Below are 26,103 nucleotides of genomic sequence, written 5' to 3'. Positions count from 1 at the left end.
GCCGTCGGAGGTTCCCAAGCACCCGCACGGCTTCTTGCTGCTGCAACGCGGCGAACCTTCCGATCGGCGCGGCTGTCGCCGTTCGCGACGGACCGCCCGAAGCTCAGGACGTCCTCGCTGATACGAGAATCCGTTGCGTTGGTACCAGCCGCGCCGGACGCCGGGATGCCTTACGTCCGCGCCGTTCAGAGCAGGCGGGCGATCGCCTCGATGCCCTTCATTCCCGTCCCGAAACGGGCAATTGCATCCTTGTTGCGCTCCAATTCACCGTAAGGCAAGAATCGGACCTGGAGGTCCGCCACGCGACTGAATGCGGGCCGACGAAGCTGGTTGCGTACTTCATTCTCTCTGCCGTCGGGAGCCACCAGAAACAGCCCGCCCGTCGCATGCAGGTCGCTGCTCAACGCGAGGTCTAGCATGCGAACGATGCCGGAATAGATGGAGGTCGTATGCTCGACCTCGAAGGCCGCCGTCACACGGCTCGCGGCATCGATCCAGAGAACGTCGATCAGCCGGATCGACTCCGCGCCGGCAGCTTCCTCGACCGACGGCGGAAGACGATCTATGCACCCGGCGGCCAACGTCGCACCATTGTAAGGCCGTCCTCGATCGTTGGCGGCGATCCAGACTCGGTAACCGAGGGCCAGGCCTAAGTCCCGGAGCCAGGCTTGAACCTCCGTGTGGGTGAGGTCGTTCTCGCGCGCGACGGCGATCGGCGCCTCGAGGCGCTTTGCGGATTCCCTGGCCTTCGACAGCTCGGACAACCATGCGTCCTTGGCGGAATCGCTGGTGCCCGCGGGAGGCGCGGTAAAGCGTCCGGTACCGACATCGAAAAGAAATCCTGCGATTGCGCCGAGGTCGTTGGACAGGAGATCGCGGTAGCTCCGGTTCAGCTCCAGGATTCCCCGACGCATGGCGAGGTACTGATCCCAACGACCCAGCTTCACCTTCGAGCCGGTGACCGCGTTGAAGCCGTTTACGATGGCCGTATTGAACGGTGGCATCAAGGTCGGGTGCAAAAAGTACAGGAGATTGGCGACCGCAGGTCCGAGACCCTTGATCGCCAGGCGATCGATCGTCTCGATTCCGTCCACAAGCTCCTGCTCGGTGCTGCAGCAGGAGCAGTGATGGAGAAGTCTGCCGAACGCCCGCTGATTGCCGGAGTTTTCGTAGATGTCCGGTATCCGGAGCTTCGGCTTCCACAGGAAGGCGTGGTCGGCCCCTTTGAATATCTGCCTCTGCTCCGCGATCGACCCGACGATCGTTTCCAGGGAAGAACCCTTGTAGACGTTGCCGAACGTGCTCGCCTCGATCTCCTCGACGACCTGCTCGATCCCGCGTCGAATGGAGCGAAAATTCTTGAGCCGCTCGTCCCACAAGAACCATGTGCGATAGGTCGATCCCGGGTCCTCGCGCCACCGTTCGATCAACACGCGCAGCAGATCGGTCAATTCTGCCCCCTTTGACATCAACACCGTGCCGCAAGTCGACACGCGCTGCGACGTCCGCCGGTCGCGAATATTACAGTTGGCGGTAGCCGTTTCTGCTTTGCCGGAGCGGCATCAGGACAGGAACAATGACACCGCGCAACGGTTGCGTGACAAACGATCCGTCGGAGCAGCTGTGATTGCCTTCCCATACGATTATTTCCTGCTCGCCTGGTTCGCCATCGCGCTGAGCTCGGCGGCCTATGTAGCCTACGATCAGTTTGCGGGAAACCCCGAGCCCACGGTGATGAAGTGGGCGTTCGTCCTCGTCACGCTCTACATGGGGCCTTTCGGGCTGCTGCTCTATGTTCTTGCCGACAAGGAGCCGCGGCCAGGAGAGCACGAACGATTTACCTCTCCTCTCTGGAAGCAGGGAGTAGGCAGCACCATCCACTGCGTGGCCGGCGACGCCACCGGCATCATCCTGGCCGCAGCCACGACCGCGCTGCTTGGGTTGCCGATGTGGATCGATCTCATCGTGGAATATCTCGCCGGATTCTCGTTCGGCCTCTTCATATTCCAGTCGCTGTTCATGAAGAAGATGATGGGCGGCTCGTACTGGCAGAACGTGAAGATGAGCTTCATGCCGGAATTCATCAGCATGAATTCCATGATGGCGGGCATGGCTCCGACGATGAGCCTCCTGATGATGGGACGCGACATGCGGGCCATGGACCCTCTCGAACTGGTGTTCTGGGGTGTGATGTCGCTCGGCGTCATCGTCGGGTTTGCGACAGCATATCCGTTTAACGTCTGGATGGCGGGAGCCGGCGTCAAGCACGGGCTCATGACGGAGAGGCGCTCGGCAAGCACGAAACGATCCGGCGGGCACGATGGAGGCGGCCGACAACAAGGCGAGCATGGCGGGAGTGGAATGAAGAGCGAGGCGACGGCCCCGCAACTCGCCGCGTTGGCGGGGGTCACGGGATTTCTCCTCGTGACCGGCATGGTCTGGCCGGGCTTCCACGTGAACCTGAGCCTCAGTGCGCGCGACGTGGACGGTGCGATCATGCCGCCGGGCATGATCAACACCTTCGAGCTGCCGGCGGCCGCCATGCGGGAAATGGCCGCGGTGAAGCCGCGACAGGTCGGTTACGAAGCTCCGAACACGGCGCGCGGCGACCAGGCGCTGCAGCCACGGCTGGAAAACGGCGTCAAGGTGTTTGACATCGAAGCGTCGGTGATCCGCTGGAACATCCTACCCGACGTAACCATGCAGGCCTATGCCTACAATCGGCAGATACCCGGCCCCCGGCTGGAATTGACCGAAGGCGACCATGTGAGAATCAACGTACGCAACACTCTTCCCGAAAGCACGACCGTGCATTGGCACGGACTGATCCTCCCGAACGAGATGGACGGCCCGGCGAAGGTCACGCAGGCACCGATTCCGCCCGGCGGCTCCTACAGCTACGAATACACGGTCGGGCAGCACGGGACCTATTTCTATCACAGCCACGACCACCCCGATAGGCAACAGGCGCTCGGCCTGTACGGCGCCCTCATCATCCAACCGAAGGATCCGTCGGCTGAGGTCAAGGCGGATCACGAGTATGCGATACAGCTACAGGAATGGCTGAAGCGGGAGCGGCTCACTTATCCCGCGATGCTGATGGAGGGCGAACTGCCCAACTACTTCACGATCAACGGGAAGGCCTATCCGGCCACCGACAGCGTTCCGATGAAAATCGGTCAGACGATAAAGCTGAGATTCATCGGGACCAACAACAACTTCGTCCATCCGATGCACGTGCACGGCGGACCATTTCAGGTGGTCGCGGTGGACGGCATCACGCTTTCCGAAAGCGCTCGGTACCAAGCCGACACCGTCAACGTGGGCCCCGGCCAAAGGTACGACGTGATTTGGACCGCCCGCAAAGCCGGCAAGTGGCTGGTGCACTGTCATATTCCCCACCACACGGCGAACAACAACGTCGAGCAGGACGGCGGCGGCGGCTTGATGCTGGTCTTGAACGTTCAGTGATCGCGAGGAAGCGTGGTTGCCGCGGCGTCCGTGGCTTGCATGGCAAACGCGCACTGGACGCGATCGTGGAATACAACGTGGTCAATTTCCGCCCACGTTTGGATCGAGAAAGGACCTGGCGTAGGCATCGGTGGGTCATGCAGAAAGGCTGGCTGCTTTCAATCCAACGGTCCTGGCTCGTTCAGGCGGATTTTGTACCGATCCGGGCACGCTCGACATAATGCCGACGTGTTAAATCGCGAGCAGCGAACGCCTCGCGTTCATCCGCGGGACCGGTCAAGCCCTTCGTCCTTTCTTGGCGGCCACGGTCTTTCGAATTATGGCCCCGGCCGTCGATCCATCTAGGCGTTTGTCCTTCAACAGCTTGGGCGCGATCGCCCGCAGCGCCGGTTTGCGCTGCAATAGTAAGGCTCGCACGGCTTTCTCCGCCTTCGCAAGTTCGCGGTTCGCCGCCTCCCTGACTTCGGGGTACGAAAGAAGTTCGTCGGTGCGGCCGACGTCGCCGAGGTAGAGCAGCTTGGACTTTCCGGCGATGCCCAAGGATGCACACATTCCCGCTGCCATCGAGGCTGCGACCTGCAGATCGGAGCCTTGTCGCCCGCCCGCACCATGGGGAAGCTGCGGAAAGTAGAAGCTCCTCGGCCGTACGGCCTGCGAGAAGCACCTGAAGACGACGTGCGTAGTCGTAATAAGTGCCGGAGAAGGGCGGCGCTTTCGTTCGGGTCGTGCATCCTCCTCTGATTCCGACCGCGGCGATATTCGCGTGGACGTCGGCTTCGTTTCCGAATAGTTCGATCTCGGAAACCAGATGACCGGCCTCATGGATCGCGGCAATCTCCAGATCGACGGCGGCGCGGTCGTCGTTTCCGACGATAACCGCACGTAGATCGGAAAGAGCGAGGTCGCCGCCGCCGTGACGGGCGGACCTTAGCGCATCATTCGTGATCCGCTCGACCTCCGCGCCTGTCGAGCCGAGGGCCAGCATACAGATTTCCGACAGGTCCGTCTTCTCAAGCAGCCCCCTCAGACGTACCCGGAACATGCGCTCCAATTCCCGTTCGGTCGGAAGGCTTATGCGGATGATCTTGCCGAGACGCCCTGGCCTGAGAATCGCCGGATCGCAGCGGCCGATGTCGTTGGAAGCCCCGACGCAAACGATTCCTTCGCGAGATGCGACGCCGTCGAGCTGCGCAAGCAGGCCGTTGACGACCTCAACGACATAGTCCGCATGCGCGTGTTTGACTTTTGATCGGTCGGCGAAGCTATCGATCTCGTCTATGAAGAGGAGGCTCGGCGCTTTTGCGCGGGCCTGCTCAAAGTCTCGGCGCATAGCGCGCAACAAATGGCCGCGATGCGCTTCATCTGCACCCTGCCACTGCGACAGCGAACATTCGATCAGCGGAACGCTATATGATCCGCTCGACAGGAAAGTACTGAGCGTCTGCGCGAAGAGGGTCTTGCCGGTGCCGGGGGGCCCGACGAAACACACACCAGCACTCAGAGATGACCAGGATAGGTCTCCTCGGCGCCAGGCGTCGAGATCCACCCTCAGCTCGCGTGCCCACATGACTGCCTCGTCCATGCCATGCAGATCGTCCATGGCGATGTCGCGACCGGACTTGCGATTTTGCTTCGCTGACGTGCCGGCGCAGTTCATGCATGCACTCGGCGGGCGTGCGATCGAAGCGGATCGCGACGATCAAATCGCTCGCGGTCATGAGCGCGGACGAATTTTCGTCCAGATAATCCTTGCGCGTCCGCCCAGTCACGATCCGGATGCAGCGCGCGATCGTGGTCGCGTCGATAGGCGGAAAGGCGATCCGCGTCGGGTTCGCCTTCAGGCTCTTCGGCAGGTGGGTCTCGGCCGCCGGCGAGATGGCGATCGGCAGCGCCAAGGAAACCGCCGCGAGCGCCTCCCGCTCGCGCTCGAACTCCGCTTTTCCCTTGCTCGGCTCCTTGGCGACGATGAGAAGCAGATCGCTGTCTCGCCGCTTGCCGACGTTGTTGTTCACCTTGTGCACGCGCGTGAGGTCGTCGAGGATGGTGCGCTGCCAGGTGTCAAGCACGCGGTCGAGCATCTCGGGATCTGGAACATCGATCGCCACCACTGGCGAGCGGCTTCGGAGAATTTCCTTCAACTCGGGCCGCGCATCGACCAAACGGGCGAGGATAAGCCTCGCGGCGACCCTGGCCGGCGTGACCGGATATACGGGAAACTGCCGCCGTTCGCCGGCGGCAACGGTTTCGGCGCGATCGGCGTCGTCGCCTTCCTCGAAGGCGCTTCGCTGTGCCGCCAGTCTCAGAGCGCCGAAGCCGCCGCCAGTCTTCCCCTTCCCCGTGCTGGCGTTGCGTTCGATTACCGCCGTTTTGACGGGGACCTGCGCCGTCGACCGTTCGGTTTGGTCGCGTTCGGCTTCGGCCGCACGGACGCCGCGCCGAAAGCGCGACGACTCCCACCAGTCTTCTTTGTACGCCTTCCGCTCAAGGCTCCCGAGGCGGGCAGCAGGGGCCGTCGACCCGGACGAAGGGCTCGCATGCGGCAGCGTGCGCTTCCGGGGAGTCGGATACGCTCCGGTATCGTCGATCGCGGATTCCGATTTGGAAGCGGCTCGGCGCTTTCGGTTTGGCGCGGTGGCGGCGCGACGCGGCGGACTAATCATTCGCTAGTCTCCGTCGACCGCGATGGTCAGCATCGGATCGAAACCGGTACGCTCGTCCGCGTAGCCGATAGGATTCGACAGGATTCGCGTCTTGCCGCGACGAAAGTCCGTACGGTGGTGAGTGTGGCCGAAGACCCAGAGGTCCGGTTGATGGCGGTCGATTAGCGGCAGCATTTCCGAGAAATATGCTGCCGATACGATGCTCTTTTGCTTGCTCGGCTGGACGCATTCGATCGAGACCGCCGCGTGCGTGATCACCAAGGTAGGACCATCATGCGGTTTCGAAAGCTCTTCTTCCATGAACGCGCGCGAGCGCATGTGCAGCATGCGCGCTTCTTCCGGCCGAAACCTCATCCACGGATCGCTGCTCCACTTGATGCGCTTGTGGTCGCGCATCTCTTCGCGCGCGCTCCGCATCGCGGCGGGCCTCAAGGACTCGCCGTAGGCGTCGTAGCTCGTCCAAAGTGTGCATCCCAGCACGCGCAGACGTCCCAGCGTGACCGCCTGGTCCTCCATGAAACGGATGCCCAATTTCTCGGCAACGCGACGTCCCTCGTCGACCTCGCGCGACCACACAGATCCCCAGAACTCGTGGTTGCCGGCGACCATCAGGATCTCGACGGGATGCGGATAGGCGGCGCGCAGTTCGGTGAGCGAGGCGGCGAGTCCTTGGCAGGTATCGCCCGCGACCACGATGGCGTCGACGCCCTCTATTAGACGCGGAAAACCGCCGAAGCCTGCGCAGTCCGAGTGAGCGTCCGAAAAAGGCTGCAGGATCACGACTTGCGCCCTCCCCGCATCTGGCGGGCCCGCGGCGGCCGGGATGCGGAATAATCGCGCGCAAGGCATAAATTCCTGACGAGCCAAGAGGTCGCGAGCCGATTGCGGTGAGATCGGTCCAGCGGCATCGACCTCAGCCTGAGGGAGAGCGTAAGCGCCGCCGCCGCATTGTCGAACGCGCGGCACAACAGCACGGTCATCGCGAGATCGACCTTCAGCGTGATGCGCTCCGGCGGTTTTTGGGCCAGCACCAGTCGTATCGCCGCCGCCGCGTCGCCGTGGACCGCGTCTCGCCAATCCTTGACCGTCGAAGAGATCGATCCGACGCAGGTTTCGACCTCCGCGATCTCGGCTTGCCCGAAGTCCAGCGCCGACAGCGTGCGCCAATAGTTTAGGGCGCGCTCGGTATCGCTCTCGCCGGCGGTGCCGCTGTCGTCGTCGCGACGCATGACTGATCCTTCAAGCCTTTCGGCGACGTTCCGGCCGGCCTCCATGGCCCGGCGAACGGCGCGCGTTCGTTGATGTGATAAGTCACATAGCACGCCGCGCGCGGAAATGGTAGCATAAAGCTACGGAAGCCGGAGATTTGGTTAACGACAGATTAGGCCATCCCGTGCAATGTCAGACGAAGCGCAACATCAGGCGCTCGAACCGATCGTTGCGATGGCCGAGATCCTCACCCCTTCACTCATTCGGGCCGCCAGAGCCCTACTTCATATGGACCAGGTCGGACTCGCCGAGTCGTCGGGAATTTCTCGGAAGACGATTTCGTTAATCGAGGCCGACGACTCGCCACCGGCTCATCCTAAGCGACTGGAAATACTAAGAAATCTGCAAAAGCATTTCGAAGAAGAATATGGCGTGGAGTTCACGTTCGCGAGCCTGCGGAGCGGAGAAGGAGTAAAGCTGAAGCGGGCCTACACCCCTAAACCGAAGCCAAAATCCTAGCCCCGCGGGCGACCAAGCGCGGATCGACCTTGGACCGATATCGATCGCCGTCACGTTGTCCTTCCCGCTGGCATCGAGCGCGGCCGCCGGGGCTCACTTCCGAGCGGCGTATTTGCGCCGGTATGCCTCGAGGAAGTCGCGGTCGTCGCAAATGCAGCGGCCGCTAGGATCCTTTGCCCGCGGATCAGCCAGGACCGGCGCCAGCGGTCGCAGAAGATTGACCCGCGTGGCCGTGGTTGGCGCGGTCGGCATTCCGATGGCGTGCTTGACGAGATCGGCCGCGAGCATGATGCCGGCGAGCGCCGACTGGAACGCCATGGGCACGACGGCGGTGCCCGCGCTGGTGCCGCCGGTCAGATTGACCATAAGCCCGCCGCAGACAGCCTTCCGATAGAAGGTCCGTACCGGCTGGCCGACGAACATTTCAAGCTCCTCGAACGGAACGCCGAACGCGGTGGCGACGCGGCGGACGAACGGCTCTGACACCGGGTTATCCGTCTGCAACAGGTTGCGGATTTCCATATGAGCGTCAGGAATCCTCAGCTCCTCCGCCACTCTTTCATGTTCGTTCTTAACCGCGCCGGTCGGCAGGTAGAGGCAGGCGAGGCATGCACCACCGTCGGCGAAATTGTGCCGGGAGACACCTAGATCGACGTCCTGGGTCCAGGCATTCACGATCCATTTGGGCAGCGACGCTTGGAGCGCGATGCGGTCTTCGGCGGTGTCGAGCGCAACCGCGACCCGTTCGAAGGTCCACTTGCTACGACCGTGGACGTAGTCGACCCACCGCTTCGGATGCGCCCGGACCTTGAGCCCATCCTGGGTGAACATCGTTCGAGCGAGTTTCACTTTGCTGCGGCCGATGTCGTCCTGCGTGGTCAGGACATAACGCTGCAGGTTCGAAAGGTCGGCGTTCTCGTGATCGACGAGATGCAGAACGCCGGCGAGGCCTGGAACGCGCGACAATGCCCAGACGGCGCCGTTGCCGATTGCGCCGAGGCCGACGAGATAGGCATCGCCCAAGTCGCATCGTTCCGGCAGCTCCGATCCGGCCCCGGCGCCCTGAAGATAGGTCGACAGTGACAGATCGATCAGATCGTCGGGATCGCCGCGGGGAAGTTGGTCAGCGAACATCCTCCTGAAAACGTTGGCGGCTCCGAAGCATGCGGCTGCGCCGGCGCCGAACGGATTCGCCGTCGAGCCAGAGCCGACGGGACGCTGGCGCGACAGCAGCGCGCGCCATCCGTCGGAACCGATGTTGATCACGTCGGCGGCAGCCACCGCCGTCGCGCCGACATTGACGACGATGTCGGCGTTGGCGAGCCCGTCCTGCAGTTCGATCTCGTCGTTGATGCTGCGGGCGAGTTCGCCGAGACGAGCGGCATATTCGCCTGCTGTGGATCCCACCGGATGGGCGGCGAGCGCAGGATTGAGGCGCGCGAGCAGTCTCACCGCAAGATCGAGGCTGGCGCGACCTTCCGCAGAGTTGACCGCGGCATCATCGAAGGACAACGCGACGACGTGCGCCGACAAACGGGCCTTGAAATCTTCCAGCTGGAAGTTTGCGAGCACCTGCGAGGCGGCCGTGGCGCTCCGGCCGAAGAAGTTGGCGAAGGCCATGGCTACTCCACGATCGCAATCATGCGGGCGGCCTGCGACGCGCCGATGGCTCGCCAGGCGCCGGATGCGTCCAGCCGATAGGAGGCGAGGCGCTCGATCTGGAAAGGACCGCGTGCGAAATCGGGCATGACCAGCGAAAAGCAGCCGACGGTGGTCGCGACCGCATAGCGGTCGTCGGTGTCGGAATGATAGGCCCGGCCGGGGTGGCTATGGATCTGTGCGATCAGCGACAGGCCCTTGCGGTAGAGCCAGACGTTCAAACGATGCAGTTCCTCGGCGCCGGTGATGACGCAGACGCCGTCCTCGGTACGTATGTGCTTCTGGGCCGGGATGATGGCCTCCTCCACCGTGAAGATGTCGCCGGACTGGCGCCCGGCCCACAACCCGAGTCCTTCGAAGCCGTCGTGGCCGACTTTGCGCATGTGGGCGTGGACGGTGTCGGCGCAGCGGCGCGGTACTTGGACCGAGCGGACATCGGCAAGCCGCATCATTCCCGGAACGCCTGCGGATTGGCTCCCAGCGCGAGCGTCGTGGCCTGCACCTGGATCTGGAACGTCGACAGCGGCTCGACGCCGTAGATCCAGATCTTGTCCAGGATGAACGCCAAGGAGCCTTCGCCAGAAGCGCGATGCAGAAGCCATGAATCACCGGTATGGGCTGGATTGTCGTGATATTCGCGCACGCCCGGCAGGCATATGAAGGGATAGTCGTCCGGACCGTTGAACTGCACGATATTGGCGACCGGCACGGTACCTTGCTGAAGCATCGCTGCGAACGCCTCGTCCGGCATGCTCTGACGCCGCCACATGGTGAAGTGGAGGTTGCGCGCGATCAAGGGCTCGCGGGTGAACGGGTCCACGAAGCGGACCGACAAGGGCCGCAGGTCGTAGTCGGTGAAGTCGATCACGACCGCCGCGACAATCGGAAAGGGACGCAGCTTCGGGATCCCGAAGGCGATGCAGACCTCGGGAAATGCGGCGTCGAGAAGAAGCCACCCCCGCCTGCGGTAGGCGGCCTCCATCTTCCGGTATGCCGCGATCTCGCGATCGAACTTGGCGCGCGAGACCGCCGGATCAACGACCTGCGGCGTCGGCACCCGCGGCTCCCGCCTTGAGGCTGAGGAAGAGCGTGACCTCCTTGCCGAAGTGGTAGTCGCCGACGCGCTTGTCGGGATCGAGCACCGCGCCCGCCTCGTCCTTGATCTCCCAGTTCTCCGGCGGCTGCGCCACGTTCTCGGTCTCGGTCAGGGCGCGCTGCCGGACCTCGGTGAGCTTTTCCTGTTCGGTCGCCTTGATGGTCACGGGCTGGCCGTTGACCACCATGGTGATCTTGACGACATGGCCGTGGTGATGACCGTGATCGTCGTCATCATGGTGCCCGCCGTGCCCGTCACCATTGTCGTGGTTGTGGCCGTGGTCGTGGTCGTTCCGCTCGCGGCGGGCTACTTCCTCGAGTTCGTGCGCACGACGCTCCAGGTCGTGGGCGTGCTCCTCGATCTTGTGGGCGGTCTCCTCTAGCTGTCCGGCGTCGCGCTCCAGCCGGTCGGCGTCCTTGTTCCCGTGATCGTGCATGATCGATCCCTTCTGCCTGGGCGCCGGAATCGGTCACCCCCAAACTAGGTCAGAACCTTACCTCGATTCTGGGCAGGCTTGAGTATTAAAACATGAAATATTTGTAATGTTTGTATTAAGCACCTTTTTGTTTGCATCGTTGACGCAGGAATCGAATTGCGATTCTCTTCCCGCATGGCTGATTTGGATCTGTATAGGATCGTGGGCGCGGGTCTCGCGGCGCGGCGCAAGGAGCTGCGCCTTAGGCAGTCGGAAGTCGCCGATCGGATCGGTCTTACGAGAGCCTCGCTGGCAAACATCGAGCGCGGGCGCCAAAAAGTCATGCTTCATCAGATCTACCGTCTCGCGAGCGCGCTTGAGGTCGGATCGATCACTGATCTCGTGCCGAGCAAATACTCGTTCGAGCAGACGAGCGGTCCGCTGGCAATCGAGGGCAGCGACGTGAACGAGACGCAGCGGGCTCAGATAGAACAATATGTGAGAAGAACGGGCGGGGGCCGGAAATGAACGACCTGGAGGAAGCAAGAGAGAGCGCACGTGCCCTGGTCAACAAACTGGGATTGAAGGCGCCCCCAGTCCCGGTCGAGAAGCTCGCGAAGGCATTGGGGGCGCGAGTGGAGTACACGCCCTTCGACGACGAACTCTCGGGTATGGCGTTTGTCCGTGACGGCAAGCCCGTTATCGGTGTCAATTCAAACCATCATCCAAACCGACAGCGCTTCACCATCGCACACGAACTGGCGCACGTGGTGCTGCATCGATCGAAGCTCGACGCCACTGTACTGATCGACAAGGGCCGGAACTTCCTGCCGCGCGACTCGGTATCCGCCGAGGGGATTGACCGGCTCGAAATGCAAGCCAACGCGTTCGCGTCGGAACTGCTCATGCCGGAACGGCTCGTCCGAAATATGCTTTCGGAGTCGTCTCGCGACATTCAGGATGACGACTATCTGATCAGCATAGCGAGCCGCTTCCGCGTCAGTCTCGCTGCATTGCAGTTCAGACTTGGACGCCTATAGGCCAAGTCTATCGTGGCCTTCATCCTGTACGACCTGGAAACCTCCGGGCTTCACAAGCGCTTCGATCAGATCCTCCAATTTGCAGCCGTCAGGACCGACGCGGACCTCGTCGAGACCCACAGATTCGAGACGAAGTCGCGCCTGATGCCTCACATCGTACCCTCGCCTCAGGCGCTGCACGTCACCGGGCATACCCTCGACGACGTGAACGCACCGTCGAGACAGTCACACTATTCCATGATCTGCGAAGTTGCGAACACGCTCGCTTCGTGGTGCCCGGCGGCGTTCCTCGGGTACAATTCTATCCGCTTCGACGAGGAATTCCTGAGGCAAGCATTCTATCAGTGCCTGCATCCGGTCTTCCTGACCAACACCAACGGCAATGCCCGCGCCGATGTGCTCAATCTGATGCGGGCCGCGACGACTCTGCATCCATCGGTGGTGCATGCCGGACTTGAGCCGGACGGGCGCCCTACCCACCGTCTTGGCGCCCTCGCCGCGGCAAACGGCATCGTGTCGCGGGCGGTACATGAGGCGGCGGCCGACGTTGATGCCATGATCGGTCTTTGCAGGCTGGTGCGCGCCGGCGCGCCCGACCTCTGGTCCACTTTTCTGCGCTTCTCGGCGAAAGCGGCGGTGCTCGACTTTGTTCGGGACGAGGCAGCGTTCGCTTATTTCGACTACTTTGGCCGCCCGCAAGTGATGCACTTCCTGACCAGGGTCGGCATCAGCCCGAAAGACGCGAATGTGCATTACTGCCTGGATCTTGCATGCGACATAGACGCTCTGCGCAGGCTCGACGAGAGGGAACTCGCGACCAGGATGCCGCAAGAGCCGCGGCCGATCCGGCGGCTGAAGGTGAACGCCTCGCCGCTGCTCTATCCATTGTGGGACATAGACGGCGTTCACTTCGTCGATCTGACCGAGGACGAGTGCTCGCGACGATCCGATTCGGTTCGTGCCGATCCCGACTTCATGGAGGCGCTGACGCGCGCGGCCGCGTCGCTCGAGCCGAGTTATCCGCCCTCGGAGCACGTGGAGGAGCAGATCTACGGCGGCAACTTCTTCTCCGACGCAGACACCGAACTGTGCCGGCTATTCCATACGCTTCCGTGGGAGGCCAGAGCGAAACTCATCCCCCGCTTCGCCGACGGGCGTTTGAGGCGCCTGTCGCGCCGATTGATGTACTTCGAGAGCCCCCACCTGTTTCAGGAGGCGGCCCGTCGCGTCATCGAAGATGACATCGGCGCGCGCCGGCGCGGCGATGGCAGATACGCAGCCGCACCTTGGACGACGATCCAACGCGCGCTTTCCGAGATCGAATCCATTTCAGGAGACTTGAGCGGCGCTCTCAAAAGGGGGTTTTGGGATCTGCGGTAGGCCGGCCCTGCACCCGCGGGTCGGACGGCCGCCGCGACCCGTCTATGCGTCTCTCGCGAATCCTTAGCGAGACGACCTATTTGCGGCGCCTATCTGCGTTCTACCGCGTTTGAGGGAGAGCGACATTGGCCAGGTCCGACAAATTGAAGACTGCCGCGCCGAAGGACTCGGCGGAGAGCCTGATCGAAACCATCGTTGACGATGTCCTGAAGACCGCTGCCATGCCTTTCGAGGACTGGTTGTCGCAGAATCGGTTTCCGATGATTCCGATGACCATCCCGGCGGATGCGGGTCGTGGGTATAACGTCACGCAGGCCGGCGTGGACGCCGCCCAGCGGCTTACGGCGCAGACGTGGAACGAAAGGTTCGAATTCCGCCAGACGATCGAACGGAGCGCCTTCGATAGGGTTTCCTTTCGCGCCATCGGCGAGGCGCTGACGAGCAGTCCATCCCACCTGCCGCCCGACGCCCAAACCCGGGGCCAGGATCCGCTGCCGGAAGGCTTCTTCAGCCGTTGTCGCCGACTACCGGAAGAATCTCGATCGCCTCGCCGCGACGATCCTGCAGACGACGGACCGCCACATCCCGTGCAACCTGTTCGACACCGATCAAGGCGTCCAGCCGTTTGCCGTCGGCCCGGTCGCGTTCCTGCCGCGGGCGGGCTGGATCTCACGCTACGTGAAGAGCAGGGGCGCGCGGGACCACATCCGATCGGTCGAAAGCGGGCAACTGCGGTATGCCGACCTTCGTGACCGGGCTTTGGCGACCGGCAGCGACGCAGATCTCCGGACCGCTTCGGAGGTGCCGAGTACGCTCGATGGCTTCGAATGGGTTGCGACGGTCAGGATCGAGGGCCACGACCGCGGCCGATCGCACCACAAGGCCATGGTCGTCGGCGGCCTCGCCATCGACGCGATTGGGCTCCGCTTTCGGGTCGAAGACGCGCGGCGGAGGGTGACGGATGGGGATAGAGTGCGCTCACGCGGCGAGAGAGATCGGGATGGTGGCGACCGGCAGCGCTCGCAAAATCCAGCGAGCGCAGTTGCGGCCCTTCGCCTGGAAGTCATCGGCGTGCTTGGTTAACACCGTTTGGAGCACGCTGACCTCGTTGCCGAAGATCTTGCGACCCTTTGCGTGAAACTGCTCGATTAGTTCGAGGGGGCGCATTGGCTTGCCGCTTAGGTCCAGGACCTCGCGCGCCATCTCCACGATTTCCGCCGTGGATTGGAAGTACCTGAGCGGCTGCTTCTCCCACCTCGAACGGAGCATGAAGCCGTTCTTCCGGATGCGCACGAAGAGTTCTGGCCGGCGATCGAGGGCGTTATGCACGCTGGTAACGGTGCGGTGCACGCCCACGTCGGCAAGCTTTCCGGCGATAGCCCTAGCCGTGAGCGGTACACCGGATCGGGACAAGAGAAGTCTCAACTCCGGTTCCTCTCGCCGCGGAGCGCGCTTTCGCGGGGGTTTGTGGCCCGGCCCGCGGCGCCGGGCAAACGGCATCACGAGATTCGCAGCCGCGCGCGACGTCGTAAGGGTTTCCCGGATAAGGATATCCTTACCAACCATATCCTTACGATGTTGGGCGCGGTAGGACTCGGCGCCGGTAACCAAGGTAGCCAGCTTGCCGAACACCTCGACCTCGAAGGTCTTCTTGCCGTTTTCCACGAGAGGATGCACGTAGACGTGCTTGACGAGAGCTTCGAGATGCTCGCGGAGCTCGATGTCTTCGGGCTCCTGGCCGCTGCCCGAAAGATTAACCATCATCCGCTCGGCCATCGAGGCGTAATCCGCCAGGGACGGAGGATTCAACGCGAAGATCACCGACGAATTTTCGATGTCTTCGAGCTGCGCGGTCAATTTGAGCTTCTCCTCCTTGCGAAGGGTAATGCCCCCTTGCAATTCGTCGGCATTGATGCCCTTGGCGAGTTGGTCGACGAGCCGCTTGATCTCGGTTTCCAAGACCTTGATGCGCTTCTCGGCTTTGCCCCGCGACGGGCCGACTTCGGCCAAACGCCTCTCGGACGCGGCATTGTGCTCCTGCAGGAAGATCTGCATCGCCCCGGGTGATTTGAGATGATCCAGTAGACCGCCAAGGACCGCTTGGAGGATATGGTCGCGGTAGAAGGTGCGGCGGTTGTTGCACTTGCCCGCATTCGCGTTGATGCAGCGCATCCTTAGCCGACGGCCGTCGCCGCCCACCACGGACATCGAGCCGCCTTGAACGTTGCCCTCGTCGTCGATCCGGCTGCAATGCGGACATTTGATCAGGCTCGAGAGGAAGGCGGGAGGACCGGCCTTCTTGCTCTTCTTGCCGTTCTCGTTGCGGCCTAGGATTTCCTGAACGCGATCGAAGTCCGCCTCGGAAACGAGCGGCTCGTGAGTTCCCAGCGCCCGGATCCACTCGGCCTCGGGCGGATAGTCACGCTTGAAGGCTTCCGTCATCGCGTGGAAGAAGTTTCGGGTCCTCCCCCAAACGATGTCCTTTCGATAGACCGGATTGGTCAGGATGTACCGGACCGTCTCCGACGTCCACAACGAGTCTCGCGGGGACGGGACCTTGTCCTTGAAGTTCAGGATCTGCGCCTGGCCGCGCAACGACACGCCGGCCAAAGCCCGCTTGAAGATCCGCCTGACGATCCTGGCGTCTTCCTCGACGATCTCAAGGTGGCCCTTTTCGCCGTCCTTCTCGACGCATTCGTAGCCGAGCGGCGGACGTCCGAGATGCAATCCCTTTCGGGCCTTCACGGCCAGCGAGGTCCTGACCTGTTCGCCGCCGACGGCAGGCATCACCTGAGCGACCAGACCCAGCGCCCAGCAGATCAGGCCGTCGATGACGCCGATCTGCCCGTCGACAAGGACGACGCCGTTCTGCCGCGAGAAATGCCACAGATCATCCAGAGTACCGAACTTTCGGGAAAGTCGGCTCAGATCGCGGACGAAAAGGTAGTCGATCGCCCGCTGCTCGATGAGCTTCAGCATCTGCTGATAGCCGGTACGCTGCTTCGATCGCCTGCCCGTCCCGACATCGCAATGCTCCGCGACGATATGACCCTTTTTCGAGGTCACCTCGTTCCGGAGGAAGCTCAATTGAGCGTCCAACGCGGCGGACTGGTCCGGCGTCGAAACACGCCCGTAGAGCGCAAAGCGGGCTCCCTCCCAGGGTTTATCATGGGCGACCTTCAACTCGAACATCGGGCTCTCCTGCCTCTTGACCTGCGATGCGCGCGACTGTAGTATGTAACGGTTACGAAGTTACATGTATCTGATACGACAATTTTAATGAATACAAGATCTTTTAGGTGAAGCGATGGGAAAGGCGTCTCAAAGCTTCGGAATCCGGGAGGCGGGGCAGCTGTTACGGCTTGCAAGGATGCTGGCCGGTTTCACTTCAGCCAAAGCCGCAGCAATTCACTTCGGATGGTCCGAACCGCTGATGCGTGCGCACGAGAGCGCGACGCGGAGGATCGGCGTGAAGGATGCAGAGAAGTATGCTTCGGCGTTCGGGATCTCGGGCGACGCTTTTTGCAGCGGCGATTCTGCCCGGGCTGAGATGGAGAGATTGCGCGAGAGTTCGCCATTCGCGGCCGACGAAATCCCGGCCGGTAGGAGTCACGTCGCCGTGGGTGCGCGTCTCAAGCTCGCCCGCAAAGTGCGCGGCTTCGTCAGTTCGTACGATTTTGGCAGCACTTTCGGCTTCGTGCCGTCGACATTGGCCAGTCACGAAGCCGGCAACAATCCTGTCAACGAGCGGATGATGCAGGCCTATGCCGAGGCTCTAACGTTATCGTCATCATGGCTCGCCCGCGGCGATTTTCCGTCCGGCCTCGGTGAAGCCGCGGATCGGTTGATCCGCTCTGTCAAGTCTTTGGCCGAGATCGACCCGGCCTATCTGGCTCGGATCGCCGAAGCGGCTCCGCCTCCCGACTTCGATAAGGTAAATGAACTCTTAAGCGCCTCCAAAATGCGCCGCGCACCCGGGAGCTCCGATGAGGACGAGATTTATGAAGTCGAGCCGGCAAGTATCGTTCAAGCTATTGGCGCGGCACGCCGGCTGAGGACGTGGAAGCTGCCGAAGGGTCTGCTGCAGACTCTGTTTGATGCGTCGCCTTCCGAAACGGTCATTGTGGCGCTCGACCGGCCAATCGAAGGTATGACGCAAGGCGATCGCGTGTTCGTGGATACTTCCCGTCGGGATTGGACGGCCGCCGGCGAGTTCGCCTTCTGCGGCGCCGACGGTAGGGTGTTTCTGGCCAGACATTCCGACGGCTCGGCCACCTCCGGGGGAGTTCTCATTGGACGCGTGGTTGGGCGGCTCTTGCGAGAGCGGGTCTGAGCAGTCACGTCGGTAAGCGCAGCGAATTGGAGACGAAATGCCGAGGAAGACGGAGCCGGCGATGCCCAAGAGCAGCGCGGCCCCCGCGCGCCCGCCGACAAGCGTCAGCGCGGTCATCATCAAGAAAGCGGTGATCGAAGATGCCAAGATCGGGCGATTCGTCAGAAAACGAACGTGTCGCGGGTGGCTGAAGAACTGCTCCAAGCATGGCTTTCCGGCCAGAACAAGCTGCAGCGGAAAGTGGTGCGCAACGAACCAGAATTTCCTTGAAGGCGATCCTGGAGCGCGGAAGATTGAGGCTTCTTGGCCTGCTCGGCTTTTCGGGCGAGCACGTTCTGTTTATATCCGCCGACATCCGCACCACCTGGGGCGAAAAGATCGGATTTCTCTCGCTTATGAGCCGGTCCCGCAAGCGCGCCTTTCTGGTGCTGATCAAGCTGCAGCACGCGCAGGATCATTTGACGACACGATACTGACCTTGCTGTCCGCGATCCGGGACTGGGACACCCCTCGGCGCGAATTCGAAGCGATGTGGCCAATCAGACCACCGACTACGTCGGGTCGCGCCGGTGGAATCCGAAGACAGAAATCAAGGACATCAATCTCCGCTACTCGCACGGTTTTGTCGACGCACGGACATCGATCCCGAGCTAATCCTCGCCAGCGACAATGTCGGCGACCTCGCCTCTGTGTCCTTTACCGAGACGAAGAACGATCACCGAGTTCAGAGCTTCGAGGATTCGATTTCAAGGACTCAAGCGACCCACAAATCGCGACGCGGTGTCGAAGGTGCGGGACAGCGCGTATGCCAGCGGCCGCGGCAACAACTGGCCAAGAAGACCTGCGAGCAGCGGGAGACTCTGACCATCACCGGCTTCGCACTCGATGAAGGCAAATGGGACGGCATGTACCTCGGGCGCCGCCGCAAGGGCCAAGACTTGGTCTATGCCGGCAAGGTGGACCATAGATTCGACAAGGCTTCTGCCGCCGACCTGCAGAAGCGCCTCAAGCCTTTGATCCGGAAAACTCAGCCGTACTCCAAGCGGATCGCGCACATCGAGCCCAAGCTGCTCGCCGAGATCGAGTACCGCGCGAAGTCGGCGGAGGGCAAGGTCCGGCATCCCTTCTTCAAGGGACTTCGGGAGGATCTGTGATGGACGCCTTCGACCGCTTCCGGCAGTGGGCGGAAAAACCGCCGGAAAGCCCTCTCACCATTCCTGCCGAGCTTCATCGGGCGGTCATGGATCTCGCGCCGGAGGCCAGGCGAACCCGTGCGAAGGTGAACCAGGCCGCACGGCGGAGCGAGGCGCCCCGCGTAGTCGGCTGCCCTGCCAGGCTACTCAGCTCAACGCGCGATATCTCTGAAGAGTCCGATGCTCACGCGCATTCCCTTCCCGGGCGCGCTGTCGACGACGAAATCCGCCTTGGCGTTCTCCCTCAACGTGGCGAGCATGAGTGCTGAGAGCTTCCCGGACACCGGCCAGGATGCGCCTTCAGGAAGTCCGCTTCCGTCGTCGGCCACGACGATCCTATAGTAGTCGTTCCGTTCCTGCAGGCACCTGACCGTCAATGTGCCGGAGTCCCGCCCTTCAAAGGCGTATTTGAATGCGTTCGTCAGCAATTCGTTGACGAGAAGCCCAACCGGCATCGCCACATTGATCGAAATCGGAGCTTGGTCGGCTTTGAGGTCCAGCCGGACGCCGTCAAGACCGTGGGTACGCGTTACCGCGGACGCGATTTGTGTCAGGTACTGACCAAGGTCTATGGTTTGACCAAGACCGTCGCCGGAAAGTTCTCTGTAAAGAATCGCCAAGGAATCGATGCGTCCAGCCAGCCGATCCAGCGCGGCCCGGTCGGCGCTGCCTTGATTGCGTACATCGAGGCGAATGAGGGCGGCGATCAGTTGCAGGTTGTTCTTTACTCGATGCTGCAATTCCTTGAGCAACAGATCCTTATCGCGCAATTGTCGCTCGAATTCCTCACGCTGCGATTTGGCGCGCTCGGTAATGTCGATCAGTGCAACAATGCGATAGTCCTCCGTTTCGTCCTCGTTTTGGATCACACCGGCAAATGCGTCTACCAACAAATGCTTCGGCTGCTCGCGCTGAAATGTCCCGATAAAATCATCGCAGTCGATGAGCGCCTTGGTGAAGGTGACATCGGGCTGCCCTTCGAGCGTGAACGACTCCAGGACGGACCATCCTCTTCCCTTGATTTCCGAGGCGGTCTGCCCCGTCAGCGCCTCATAGGATTTGTTTGCAAAGACTATGCGCTGATCTCCACCGACGATTTTGGAAATGACGATTGCTATCGGTATATGGTCGAGAAACAGTCTAAATTCATGGGAGTCGATGGCGTGTGTGATATCCAACGCGTCGAATAGATCATTGACCTGCTGCGAAGATGACGCGGAGCCCTGTTCTGGGTCGCCCATATTGCCCGTCCTAATCTGTCGGCTAGGATTCGCTCCGTCCCGCTGTCCCTGCGGGACCTTCGCCGCGAATGATAGGGCTTTTGCGCAGCCGTTCCAGTCAAATCGCCCGCCGAGGAGCGAACTGGATTTCTAGGGACGTCCAGCCGCCGCAGTACCGAGCGGCAAAGTTGCTGGCAGCGGCGCGTGACAGGCGTTTGCTGCTGCGGCTGACGCACCAAAGCTACCGAATTCGCCGGGCCGAAGACGAGCATGGTCGCCGACCCGACAAGAACCGCCATGGCTGAGACGATCACCACGAGGAAAATCCGTTCCTCCATGGATGGTGAATGAACGGCAGCAGCCTCGGTTCCCGCATACTTGGTTATAAGGGCGCGCAAAGGCCGGGACCCCGCAGCGACAAGCGGTCGTCATCGCTAGGCAGACTTGCGGTGCGGCCCTGGCTGACGGCTTTTTCGTTGCAGCCTCCCTTGCCGTCTTCTTGCCCTCGAGGGACACCAACATTTCCTTCTGACCCGCCACTGCCTTCTTCGGCTTCTTGGCGCCCTTGGCGGCCTTCGCCTGCGCCGCGCCACCCACACTCCGCCGCAGCGCCTCCATCAGGTCGACGACGTTGACAGCCGCGGGCTTCTCCTTCGGCGTGATCGGCTTGCCGGCACACTTCTGGCTGACGGGTCGATCAGCGCGGTTTCGCACTGGTCCTCGAACTTGTCGGGCTCGAGCCGTCCGGACTTCTGGTCGACGATGTGCTTTGGCGAGATCGAGCATATCCTTGGTGACTTTGACCTCTTGGATCTCTTCAAAGTATTCTTCGGATCCCGCACTTCGTAAGGGTCCCGCAGCAGTGTACCGACCAAGCCTTGTCCATTGGCTTCGAGGGCAATGATGTGCTCGCGATTGGTGAGCACGACGCGTCCGATCGCGACCTTGTCCATCTCCCGGACGGTCTCTCGGATCATGGCAAAAGCGTCATGCCGACCTTCCCGTCGGGCCTGAGATAGTGGGGGCGGATCAGATAGCGCGGATCGATCTCGGACCTGTCGACGAACTCGTCGATCTCGATGGTGCGCGTGGACTCGAGCGCGACGTTCTCCAGTTCCTCCTTGGAATCGGATGCGGTGACCGGTCGCCCTATTGAGCTGGTTGAACGAGATCTTCTCGGACTCGGACGTGGCCGGGTAGAGCGCCACCGGACAGGTGACCAGGGACAGTCGAAGGCAGCCTTTCCAGTTGGCGCGCGGGGGGTACGCAGAAACTCCGGTTCGGGACGGTCCGGATTCAAGCCGAACGAGGCAGCTCGGTTCCACAGGCTGATGCCTGCGGCTGCCATTTTCTCGATCCGTTCCTTAGGTCTGTTTTCCTTGACTTGGCTCAAGGGCGCGCAGCGCGCTCGGGAGCCTCGGGCGGAATTCGATCGAAGGTGCCGCGGCTTGTGGAAACGCTGGCATGCCCGCTGCACCTGACCGCGCTGCGCCCGTCGAGGGCGACCTCGAACTCGCCGCCGACCAGGCGATCGAAGTCTGTGGCGGGGACGCCCGGGAGGCGGTGAAAGCGCTGATCGTCGCGAACGGCTTTCTCGAGGCGGAGATCGAAGAGCTCCGGACGAAAGTGTCGACAGGCTACGCGCGCAGACGGCTATCGCCGGCGCGCAAGCGCAAGGACGAGACCGATGTCTGAATTGACCTACTACGTCGCTTTGCCGTTCGTCCCTTCGGACCACGGCATCGCACCAGGCGAGGCCACAGAATGCTTCAGCGCCAACGCCGCCGTGATGCGGGCGGAGGCGCTTTCGCGCAAGCCGAGGCACGTCGGGGCCGTCGCGTTCAGCCGCAGCGCGGATCCGGCGGTCGGAGAATTCGGCGACGCCAAGCTGATCCGGAAGTTCGGCGACGTGCCGGACAATCTCGGCGCGCTGTGAATCGTGGAATGAAGGTACCGAGCTGCTCGAACTGCCGAAGGGCAACCTCCGAACCACAGGGCCGCGTTGCGCGGGTGCGAGCGTGGCTGCGCCGACGAGTCCGACTGCGGCGCGAGATGGCCGATCCAGCGGGACTGAACCTCAGTGAGCCGATGCAAAATGGCCGCAGACCAACGGCCTGCGGCCCATCGGCGAAACTATGAAATACGCCAGTCCCGGTGCTGCGGTATAGATAAGCCTTCTTCGCCTCGTTTTGGATTCCGTGGATCTACGGATAGGCGCAGCGAGAGCGAGCGGTGAGCCCGCAATCTTGAGGAATGTGGCCATCCTTACCACGTCCCCTCAATCGCTCCTTAAGCAAACAAGCAAATTTACCTAAAGTCGCTGCGCTTCGTTTAGCGAAATCGAAGCGCAAAGTGACGATCGTCACAACGAACGTTTTTTGGTTCGCAATTTCATTGGCGGTCATTGCCGCAAAGACCTTGTCGACAGGAGCCCGAGAAGCACTCGATGCAGTCGGATGCGAGCATCTACAGCCTTCCGCGCTGGCGCGTGACGCGATGGCTCGCCGACTGCGGCGCGGACGTGCCCGAGGACATTCGGTTAGCGCTGATCGGCAACCTCTACGGCACACTGCCCGTCTTCATCGGCGGCATCCTGAACACCCTACTGGTGGCCGCAGCTATCACGGCGCGCTCACCGACGCCATTGTTCGTCGCCTGGCTCGCGGTCGAGATCGCGATCTGCCTGACGCGGCTCGCCGTGCTAATCGTCGCGCGCCGGCGCGCGCTGAAGCATCGGTCCACGCCGACCGACGTCAACCTGCTCCTTTCGATCGCGTGGAGCGGCAGCGTCGGGTACGGTGCGCTGATCAGCCTGGCGACGGGCGACTGGGTGGCCGCGACGCTCGCCTGCGTGTCGGCCGGAGCGATGGTCGGCGGGATCTGCTTCCGCAATTTCAGCGCGCCGCGGCTCTGCGGCGTGATGATCGTGCTGAGCCTCGGCCCGACGATTCCGGGCGCCCTGATCGCCGCGCAGCCGCTCCTGCTCGTCCTCTTCGCCCAGATCCCAGTGTATTTGGGAGCCATGACCATGGCCTGCTTCAAACTAAGCCGGATGCTGATCGCGACCATGCGCGCCGAGCGCGAGAACGACCGTCGCGCCCGGCATGACGAACTCACCGGGCTCGCCAATCGGGCCGGGCTTGTCCGCGCTCTCGATGAGCGGCTGTCGCGCTCTGGCCGTGCCGGCGAGGCTCTGGCCCTGCTCTATCTCGACCTGGACGACTTCAAGGCGGTCAACGACACGCACGGTCATGCCGCTGGCGATCGGTTGCTGGAGAGCGTGGCCGAGCGCATGCGCGGCCTTCTGCGCGAAGACGACCTGCCGGCGCGCCTAGGCGGCGACGAGTTCGTGGTGCTCGCCACAGGCTGCACGGCGGACCAAGCGACGGAGTTCGGGCATCGCCTGATCGACGCTATCGGAGCGCCGTACGACCTCGGTTCTGGGACATCGGCGCGCGTCGGCGTGAGCGTCGGCATCGCCATGGCGCCCGAGCACGGGAGCCGCGCGGCCGACCTGCTGCGGGCCGCCGACGCGGCGCTCTATCAGGCCAAGTTCGACGGCGGGTCGCGGTGCCGGGCCGCGTCCGGAGACGACCTGGCGAGGTTCCGCGATCTCGTGTCGCGCAACGCCTCTGATCCTGCTCTTCAGAGCGCCGCAGCGTGACCGGTCGGCGAGCCGGCGGCGCTCGCGCTCCCGTTGCACTGGGGGTCTGCTGGGACTGGAATGCTCGCCTGTATCGCGCTTAACCGAATCCGCAACTCATAACTCAAGCCTTCGGGCTTGTATTCGAGGGCTGGCCTGCCGAGCCAGTTGCCGATCTCCAGCAGCACGGTGCTGCCGAACCCCTTGCGCATCGGCATTGCTGCCGGTGGTCCGCCGATCTCGCGCCAGCGAAACGATAACACGTCCTCTTCGAGTGGGGACTGCTCGACCGTTCCTTCAACGGTGACGTGCCCGCCTGGGACACTCAGCGCGCCGTACTTGGTCGCATTGGTCGCCAACTCGTGGACGATCAGCGCGAAGTGCTGGGCTGCGGAAGCATCAACTGCGATATCGCAGCCCCGCACCTCGGCGCGGTCGGCAAAGGGCTGCAGTTCACCCCTGACGATCTGATCCAGTGGCGCGCCTGTCCAGGCCGCATCGGCGAGCATCGAATGAGCACGTGCCAGCGACTGCAGGCGGCTCTGCAGGAGGTCCCGCGCTTCGGCGATTGGCCGGTCTGCCGTCAGACCGTTCCTCACCAGGGCCGAAACCACTGTCAACAGGTTCTGCATCCGGTGTCGCATCTCTCCGATGAGAACGCGCTGTTGCTCAGCGGCTTTCTTTCGTTCCGAAAGATCCGCCACCGACGCGACCACGGCCCGTTTTCCATTCCGCTGGAGCGGACTGAGGCCCACTTCGACGGGCACCTCGGTGCCATCCTTGCGCCGGCCGTTGAGGTCCAGATTGGCCGCCATCGGGCGTGCTTCGGGAATCCTCATGTAGGCGTTGCGCAACGCCTCATGGGCATTGACGAACCGATCAGGAACCAGCACCTCGACGCTCTTCCCGAGCAGCTCGATCCGCTTATAGCCGAACAGCTTCTCCGCGCTCGCATTAAGCAGCCTGACCTTGCCATGATCGTCAACAACTATGATCCCATTGGGAGACGCCTCGATCAAGGTTCGCACCTCTTCCTCACGTGCCAGGACTCGTTCGAGCGCATCGTTCAGAAAGACGATCAGGGCGACCATGAGGGCGCTGACCATGAAAAAGACAGTGAGCGAAACCGCCGCCCGCGCACCGAGAGCCAAGGTATGGTCGGGCGGAAAGACAAGGTACCACGCTGCCGTCGCCGACAAGATGATTGCCAGAAGGCCGGGGCGAAGCCCGCCAACGATGGTCGTCAGGATGATCGCCGGGTAGAACGTGATGAACACCACCCCGGCAACGACATGGTCCTCGAGCGCCCAGCGGGCCAATGCGGCCACCCCGACGGCGACAATCGAGACGCCGTATGCGGCCATTGGCTCATGGCGCAAGTGTAGCAGGACGCGGACGATACGTGCTTCTCGTTGCGACGCGGTGAACGGCATGGGTCTCCCCCGTGAGACCGGCGGAAACACAGATTAGCAGATGCTCGGAGACATAGGGAACTTCCGCGTTCAGACGCGTCCCCGACTAGCCGCCTCCTGTCACCCGCGCAAGCGGTTCGCCGGAGGTCGCGCTGGCAGGCAAGTCATGCAGTAACCCGACCCCTATCGCCACATCGTCGGCGCGTCGGAAAGCGCCTTCCGGCCGACCTGCTTCAGATTGGCCGCCGAGGTCTCGCCGCTCGTCGCGGCCTCGAGGATCTTCGAGGCGACGTGAGTGCGAGCCAAGGTTTCGTAGCGGGAAACGTTCTCGCAGACCTCATCGAGGACCGCGCGCAGCAGCGCGGTGGTGTCGGCATCGAGCATTGGAGATCTCCCCCATCCGCCGCACACAGGATGCATGAACCCATCGGGCGTGGCAGTCAATCTGGCTCGCTTTGCGAAAAAGATCAGCCGCCGTCACGGTCCCGGACATCCCTGCCGTAGCGCCAGAACGCTGGCCCATCACATTACCGCGGCGGTCCACCTTGGACTCGCAAGCCGGATGCTATTATCGGCCTCGGCGCTCCTTGAGATCCCGGGCTGATTTCTTCCGGACCACTATTTCGGCGGCGGCCGCAGCGGGCTATCCACCCACTTTTGGGCGGCGGGATCATGCAGCGGATCGTCGCAATCCGGACAGACGTAGCGCTCCCTGCCGTTGGCCGCCTCGTCGCGCACAAGCTCCATCGGCCGCCCGCAATGAGGGCACCGGCTTCCCACCCCGATGCAGCAGCGACATGTGACTTCCCCCGCCCTGTTCAACTTGGTGCCGTTTTCCGGGCCGGCACAAGCG

Annotated in this window: 24 protein-coding genes and 2 pseudogenes; 12 read left to right on the top strand and 14 right to left on the bottom strand. The window is 62.5% G+C overall.

Annotation, left to right across the window (positions count from 1 at the left end):
- Positions 1–185 precede the first annotated feature (185 nt).
- Positions 186–1,469 (bottom strand): type II restriction endonuclease, encoded by a 1,284-nt coding sequence (locus FJV43_RS18450; RefSeq protein WP_239629475.1) that lies wholly within the window; start codon positions 1,467–1,469, stop codon positions 186–188.
- A gap of 154 nt (positions 1,470–1,623) precedes the next feature.
- On the opposite strand from FJV43_RS18450, the gene FJV43_RS18445 reads away from it, so the two are divergent.
- On the top strand, positions 1,624–3,471 hold the full coding sequence (locus FJV43_RS18445; protein ID WP_239629474.1) for a DUF4396 domain-containing protein: 1,848 nt from the start codon (positions 1,624–1,626) through the stop codon (positions 3,469–3,471).
- A gap of 181 nt (positions 3,472–3,652) precedes the next feature.
- Here FJV43_RS18445 and FJV43_RS18440 read toward each other — a convergent pair whose 3' ends face one another.
- Genes FJV43_RS18440 through FJV43_RS18425 form a run of 4 tightly spaced genes read right to left on the bottom strand, consistent with a single transcriptional unit; the run spans position 3,653 to position 7,360 of the window.
- Positions 3,653–4,960 carry an AAA family ATPase gene (locus FJV43_RS18440; protein WP_239629472.1) on the bottom strand — a complete coding sequence of 436 codons (1,308 nt, stop codon included), beginning with the start codon at positions 4,958–4,960 and terminating at the stop codon, positions 3,653–3,655.
- Positions 4,878–6,131 (bottom strand): hypothetical protein, encoded by a 1,254-nt coding sequence (locus FJV43_RS18435; RefSeq protein ID WP_239629132.1) that lies wholly within the window; start codon positions 6,129–6,131, stop codon positions 4,878–4,880. Before FJV43_RS18435 ends, FJV43_RS18440 begins: the two co-directional genes overlap by 83 nt.
- Positions 6,132–6,134: 3 nt before the next feature.
- On the bottom strand, positions 6,135–6,911 hold the full coding sequence (locus tag FJV43_RS18430) for a metallophosphoesterase (protein ID WP_239629131.1): 777 nt from the start codon (positions 6,909–6,911) through the stop codon (positions 6,135–6,137).
- Complete coding sequence (locus FJV43_RS18425; protein ID WP_239629130.1) at positions 6,908–7,360, bottom strand: hypothetical protein; 453 nt, start codon at positions 7,358–7,360, stop codon at positions 6,908–6,910. Before FJV43_RS18425 ends, FJV43_RS18430 begins: the two co-directional genes overlap by 4 nt.
- Positions 7,361–7,529: 169 nt before the next feature.
- Here FJV43_RS18425 and FJV43_RS18420 point away from each other — a divergent pair, with 169 nt between their 5' ends.
- Positions 7,530–7,859 carry a helix-turn-helix domain-containing protein gene (locus FJV43_RS18420; RefSeq protein ID WP_239629129.1) on the top strand — a complete coding sequence of 110 codons (330 nt, stop codon included), beginning with the start codon at positions 7,530–7,532 and terminating at the stop codon, positions 7,857–7,859.
- 93 nt (positions 7,860–7,952) lie between these two features.
- Here FJV43_RS18420 and FJV43_RS18415 read toward each other — a convergent pair whose 3' ends face one another.
- Genes FJV43_RS18415 through FJV43_RS18400 form a run of 4 tightly spaced genes read right to left on the bottom strand, consistent with a single transcriptional unit; the run spans position 7,953 to position 11,050 of the window.
- Positions 7,953–9,479: an E2 ligase fold family C protein gene (locus FJV43_RS18415; RefSeq protein WP_239629128.1), complete on the bottom strand. Its 1,527-nt coding sequence runs from the start codon at positions 9,477–9,479 to the stop codon at positions 7,953–7,955.
- A 2-nt stretch (positions 9,480–9,481) separates the two neighbouring features.
- A complete protein-coding gene (locus tag FJV43_RS18410) occupies positions 9,482–9,970 on the bottom strand; it encodes a Mov34/MPN/PAD-1 family protein (RefSeq protein ID WP_239629126.1) in 489 nt (162 codons plus the stop codon).
- Complete coding sequence (locus tag FJV43_RS18405) at positions 9,967–10,575, bottom strand: putative metal-binding protein (RefSeq protein WP_239629125.1); 609 nt, start codon at positions 10,573–10,575, stop codon at positions 9,967–9,969. Before FJV43_RS18405 ends, FJV43_RS18410 begins: the two co-directional genes overlap by 4 nt.
- Entirely contained in the window at positions 10,553–11,050 is a 498-nt protein-coding gene (locus tag FJV43_RS18400) for a DUF2604 domain-containing protein (protein ID WP_239629123.1), read from the bottom strand. Before FJV43_RS18400 ends, FJV43_RS18405 begins: the two co-directional genes overlap by 23 nt.
- A gap of 174 nt (positions 11,051–11,224) precedes the next feature.
- On the opposite strand from FJV43_RS18400, the gene FJV43_RS18395 reads away from it, so the two are divergent.
- From FJV43_RS18395 to FJV43_RS18380, 4 genes are all read left to right on the top strand, one after another.
- Entirely contained in the window at positions 11,225–11,557 is a 333-nt protein-coding gene (locus FJV43_RS18395) for a helix-turn-helix transcriptional regulator (RefSeq protein ID WP_239629121.1), read from the top strand.
- Complete coding sequence (locus FJV43_RS18390) at positions 11,554–12,069, top strand: ImmA/IrrE family metallo-endopeptidase (RefSeq protein ID WP_239629119.1); 516 nt, start codon at positions 11,554–11,556, stop codon at positions 12,067–12,069. Before FJV43_RS18395 ends, FJV43_RS18390 begins: the two co-directional genes overlap by 4 nt.
- A 12-nt stretch (positions 12,070–12,081) precedes the next feature.
- Positions 12,082–13,449, top strand: a complete 1,368-nt coding sequence (locus tag FJV43_RS18385) for an exonuclease domain-containing protein (protein ID WP_239629118.1) — start codon at positions 12,082–12,084, stop codon at positions 13,447–13,449.
- Between the two features lie 125 nt (positions 13,450–13,574).
- Positions 13,575–14,201, top strand: coding sequence for a hypothetical protein (locus tag FJV43_RS18380; protein WP_239629117.1), 627 nt, complete (start codon positions 13,575–13,577; stop codon positions 14,199–14,201).
- A gap of 226 nt (positions 14,202–14,427) precedes the next feature.
- Here the strand turns inward: FJV43_RS18380 and FJV43_RS18375 are convergent, their stop codons facing one another.
- Positions 14,428–16,641 carry a recombinase family protein gene (locus FJV43_RS18375; protein WP_239629115.1) on the bottom strand — a complete coding sequence of 738 codons (2,214 nt, stop codon included), beginning with the start codon at positions 16,639–16,641 and terminating at the stop codon, positions 14,428–14,430.
- A gap of 178 nt (positions 16,642–16,819) precedes the next feature.
- Here FJV43_RS18375 and FJV43_RS18370 point away from each other — a divergent pair, with 178 nt between their 5' ends.
- From FJV43_RS18370 to FJV43_RS18360, 3 genes and pseudogenes are all read left to right on the top strand, one after another.
- Positions 16,820–17,782 (top strand): helix-turn-helix domain-containing protein, encoded by a 963-nt coding sequence (locus FJV43_RS18370; RefSeq protein ID WP_239629113.1) that lies wholly within the window; start codon positions 16,820–16,822, stop codon positions 17,780–17,782.
- 266 nt (positions 17,783–18,048) lie between these two features.
- Positions 18,049–18,258 (top strand): hypothetical protein, encoded by a 210-nt coding sequence (locus FJV43_RS18365; protein WP_239629111.1) that lies wholly within the window; start codon positions 18,049–18,051, stop codon positions 18,256–18,258.
- 304 nt (positions 18,259–18,562) lie between these two features.
- Positions 18,563–18,936: pseudogene (locus FJV43_RS18360) on the top strand (DNA ligase); the annotation flags it as partial.
- A gap of 191 nt (positions 18,937–19,127) precedes the next feature.
- Here FJV43_RS18360 and FJV43_RS18355 read toward each other — a convergent pair.
- Both FJV43_RS18355 and FJV43_RS18350 read right to left on the bottom strand, forming a co-directional pair.
- On the bottom strand, positions 19,128–20,216 hold the full coding sequence (locus tag FJV43_RS18355) for a histidine kinase dimerization/phosphoacceptor domain -containing protein (RefSeq protein WP_239629109.1): 1,089 nt from the start codon (positions 20,214–20,216) through the stop codon (positions 19,128–19,130).
- Positions 20,217–20,648: 432 nt separating this feature from the next.
- Positions 20,649–21,424, bottom strand: a pseudogene (locus FJV43_RS18350) (Ku protein); the annotation flags it as partial.
- A 235-nt stretch (positions 21,425–21,659) separates the two neighbouring features.
- Here FJV43_RS18350 and FJV43_RS18345 point away from each other — a divergent pair.
- The 3 genes from FJV43_RS18345 to FJV43_RS18335 all read left to right on the top strand — a co-directional run bounded on the left by FJV43_RS18345 (position 21,660) and on the right by FJV43_RS18335 (position 23,859).
- Complete coding sequence (locus FJV43_RS18345; RefSeq protein ID WP_239629107.1) at positions 21,660–21,890, top strand: hypothetical protein; 231 nt, start codon at positions 21,660–21,662, stop codon at positions 21,888–21,890.
- The gene (locus tag FJV43_RS18340; RefSeq protein WP_239629105.1) at positions 21,883–22,131 is read left to right on the top strand and encodes a hypothetical protein; all 249 of its coding nucleotides are present in this window, start codon (positions 21,883–21,885) and stop codon (positions 22,129–22,131) included. The genes FJV43_RS18345 and FJV43_RS18340 overlap by 8 nt, the downstream gene beginning before the upstream one ends.
- A gap of 510 nt (positions 22,132–22,641) precedes the next feature.
- Complete coding sequence (locus FJV43_RS18335) at positions 22,642–23,859, top strand: GGDEF domain-containing protein (protein ID WP_239629104.1); 1,218 nt, start codon at positions 22,642–22,644, stop codon at positions 23,857–23,859.
- On the opposite strand, the gene FJV43_RS18330 is transcribed toward FJV43_RS18335, so the two are convergent.
- Both FJV43_RS18330 and FJV43_RS18325 read right to left on the bottom strand, forming a co-directional pair.
- On the bottom strand, positions 23,841–25,271 hold the full coding sequence (locus FJV43_RS18330) for a PAS domain S-box protein (protein ID WP_239629102.1): 1,431 nt from the start codon (positions 25,269–25,271) through the stop codon (positions 23,841–23,843). The genes FJV43_RS18335 and FJV43_RS18330 overlap by 19 nt on opposite strands.
- A gap of 162 nt (positions 25,272–25,433) precedes the next feature.
- Entirely contained in the window at positions 25,434–25,634 is a 201-nt protein-coding gene (locus FJV43_RS18325; RefSeq protein WP_239629100.1) for a hypothetical protein, read from the bottom strand.
- Positions 25,635–26,103: the final 469 nt, after the last annotated feature.

This window comes from Bradyrhizobium sp. I71 (assembly GCF_022354745.1).
GTDB lineage: Bacteria > Pseudomonadota > Alphaproteobacteria > Rhizobiales > Xanthobacteraceae > Bradyrhizobium > Bradyrhizobium liaoningense.
This window is presented reverse-complemented; position numbering and strand designations above follow the sequence as displayed.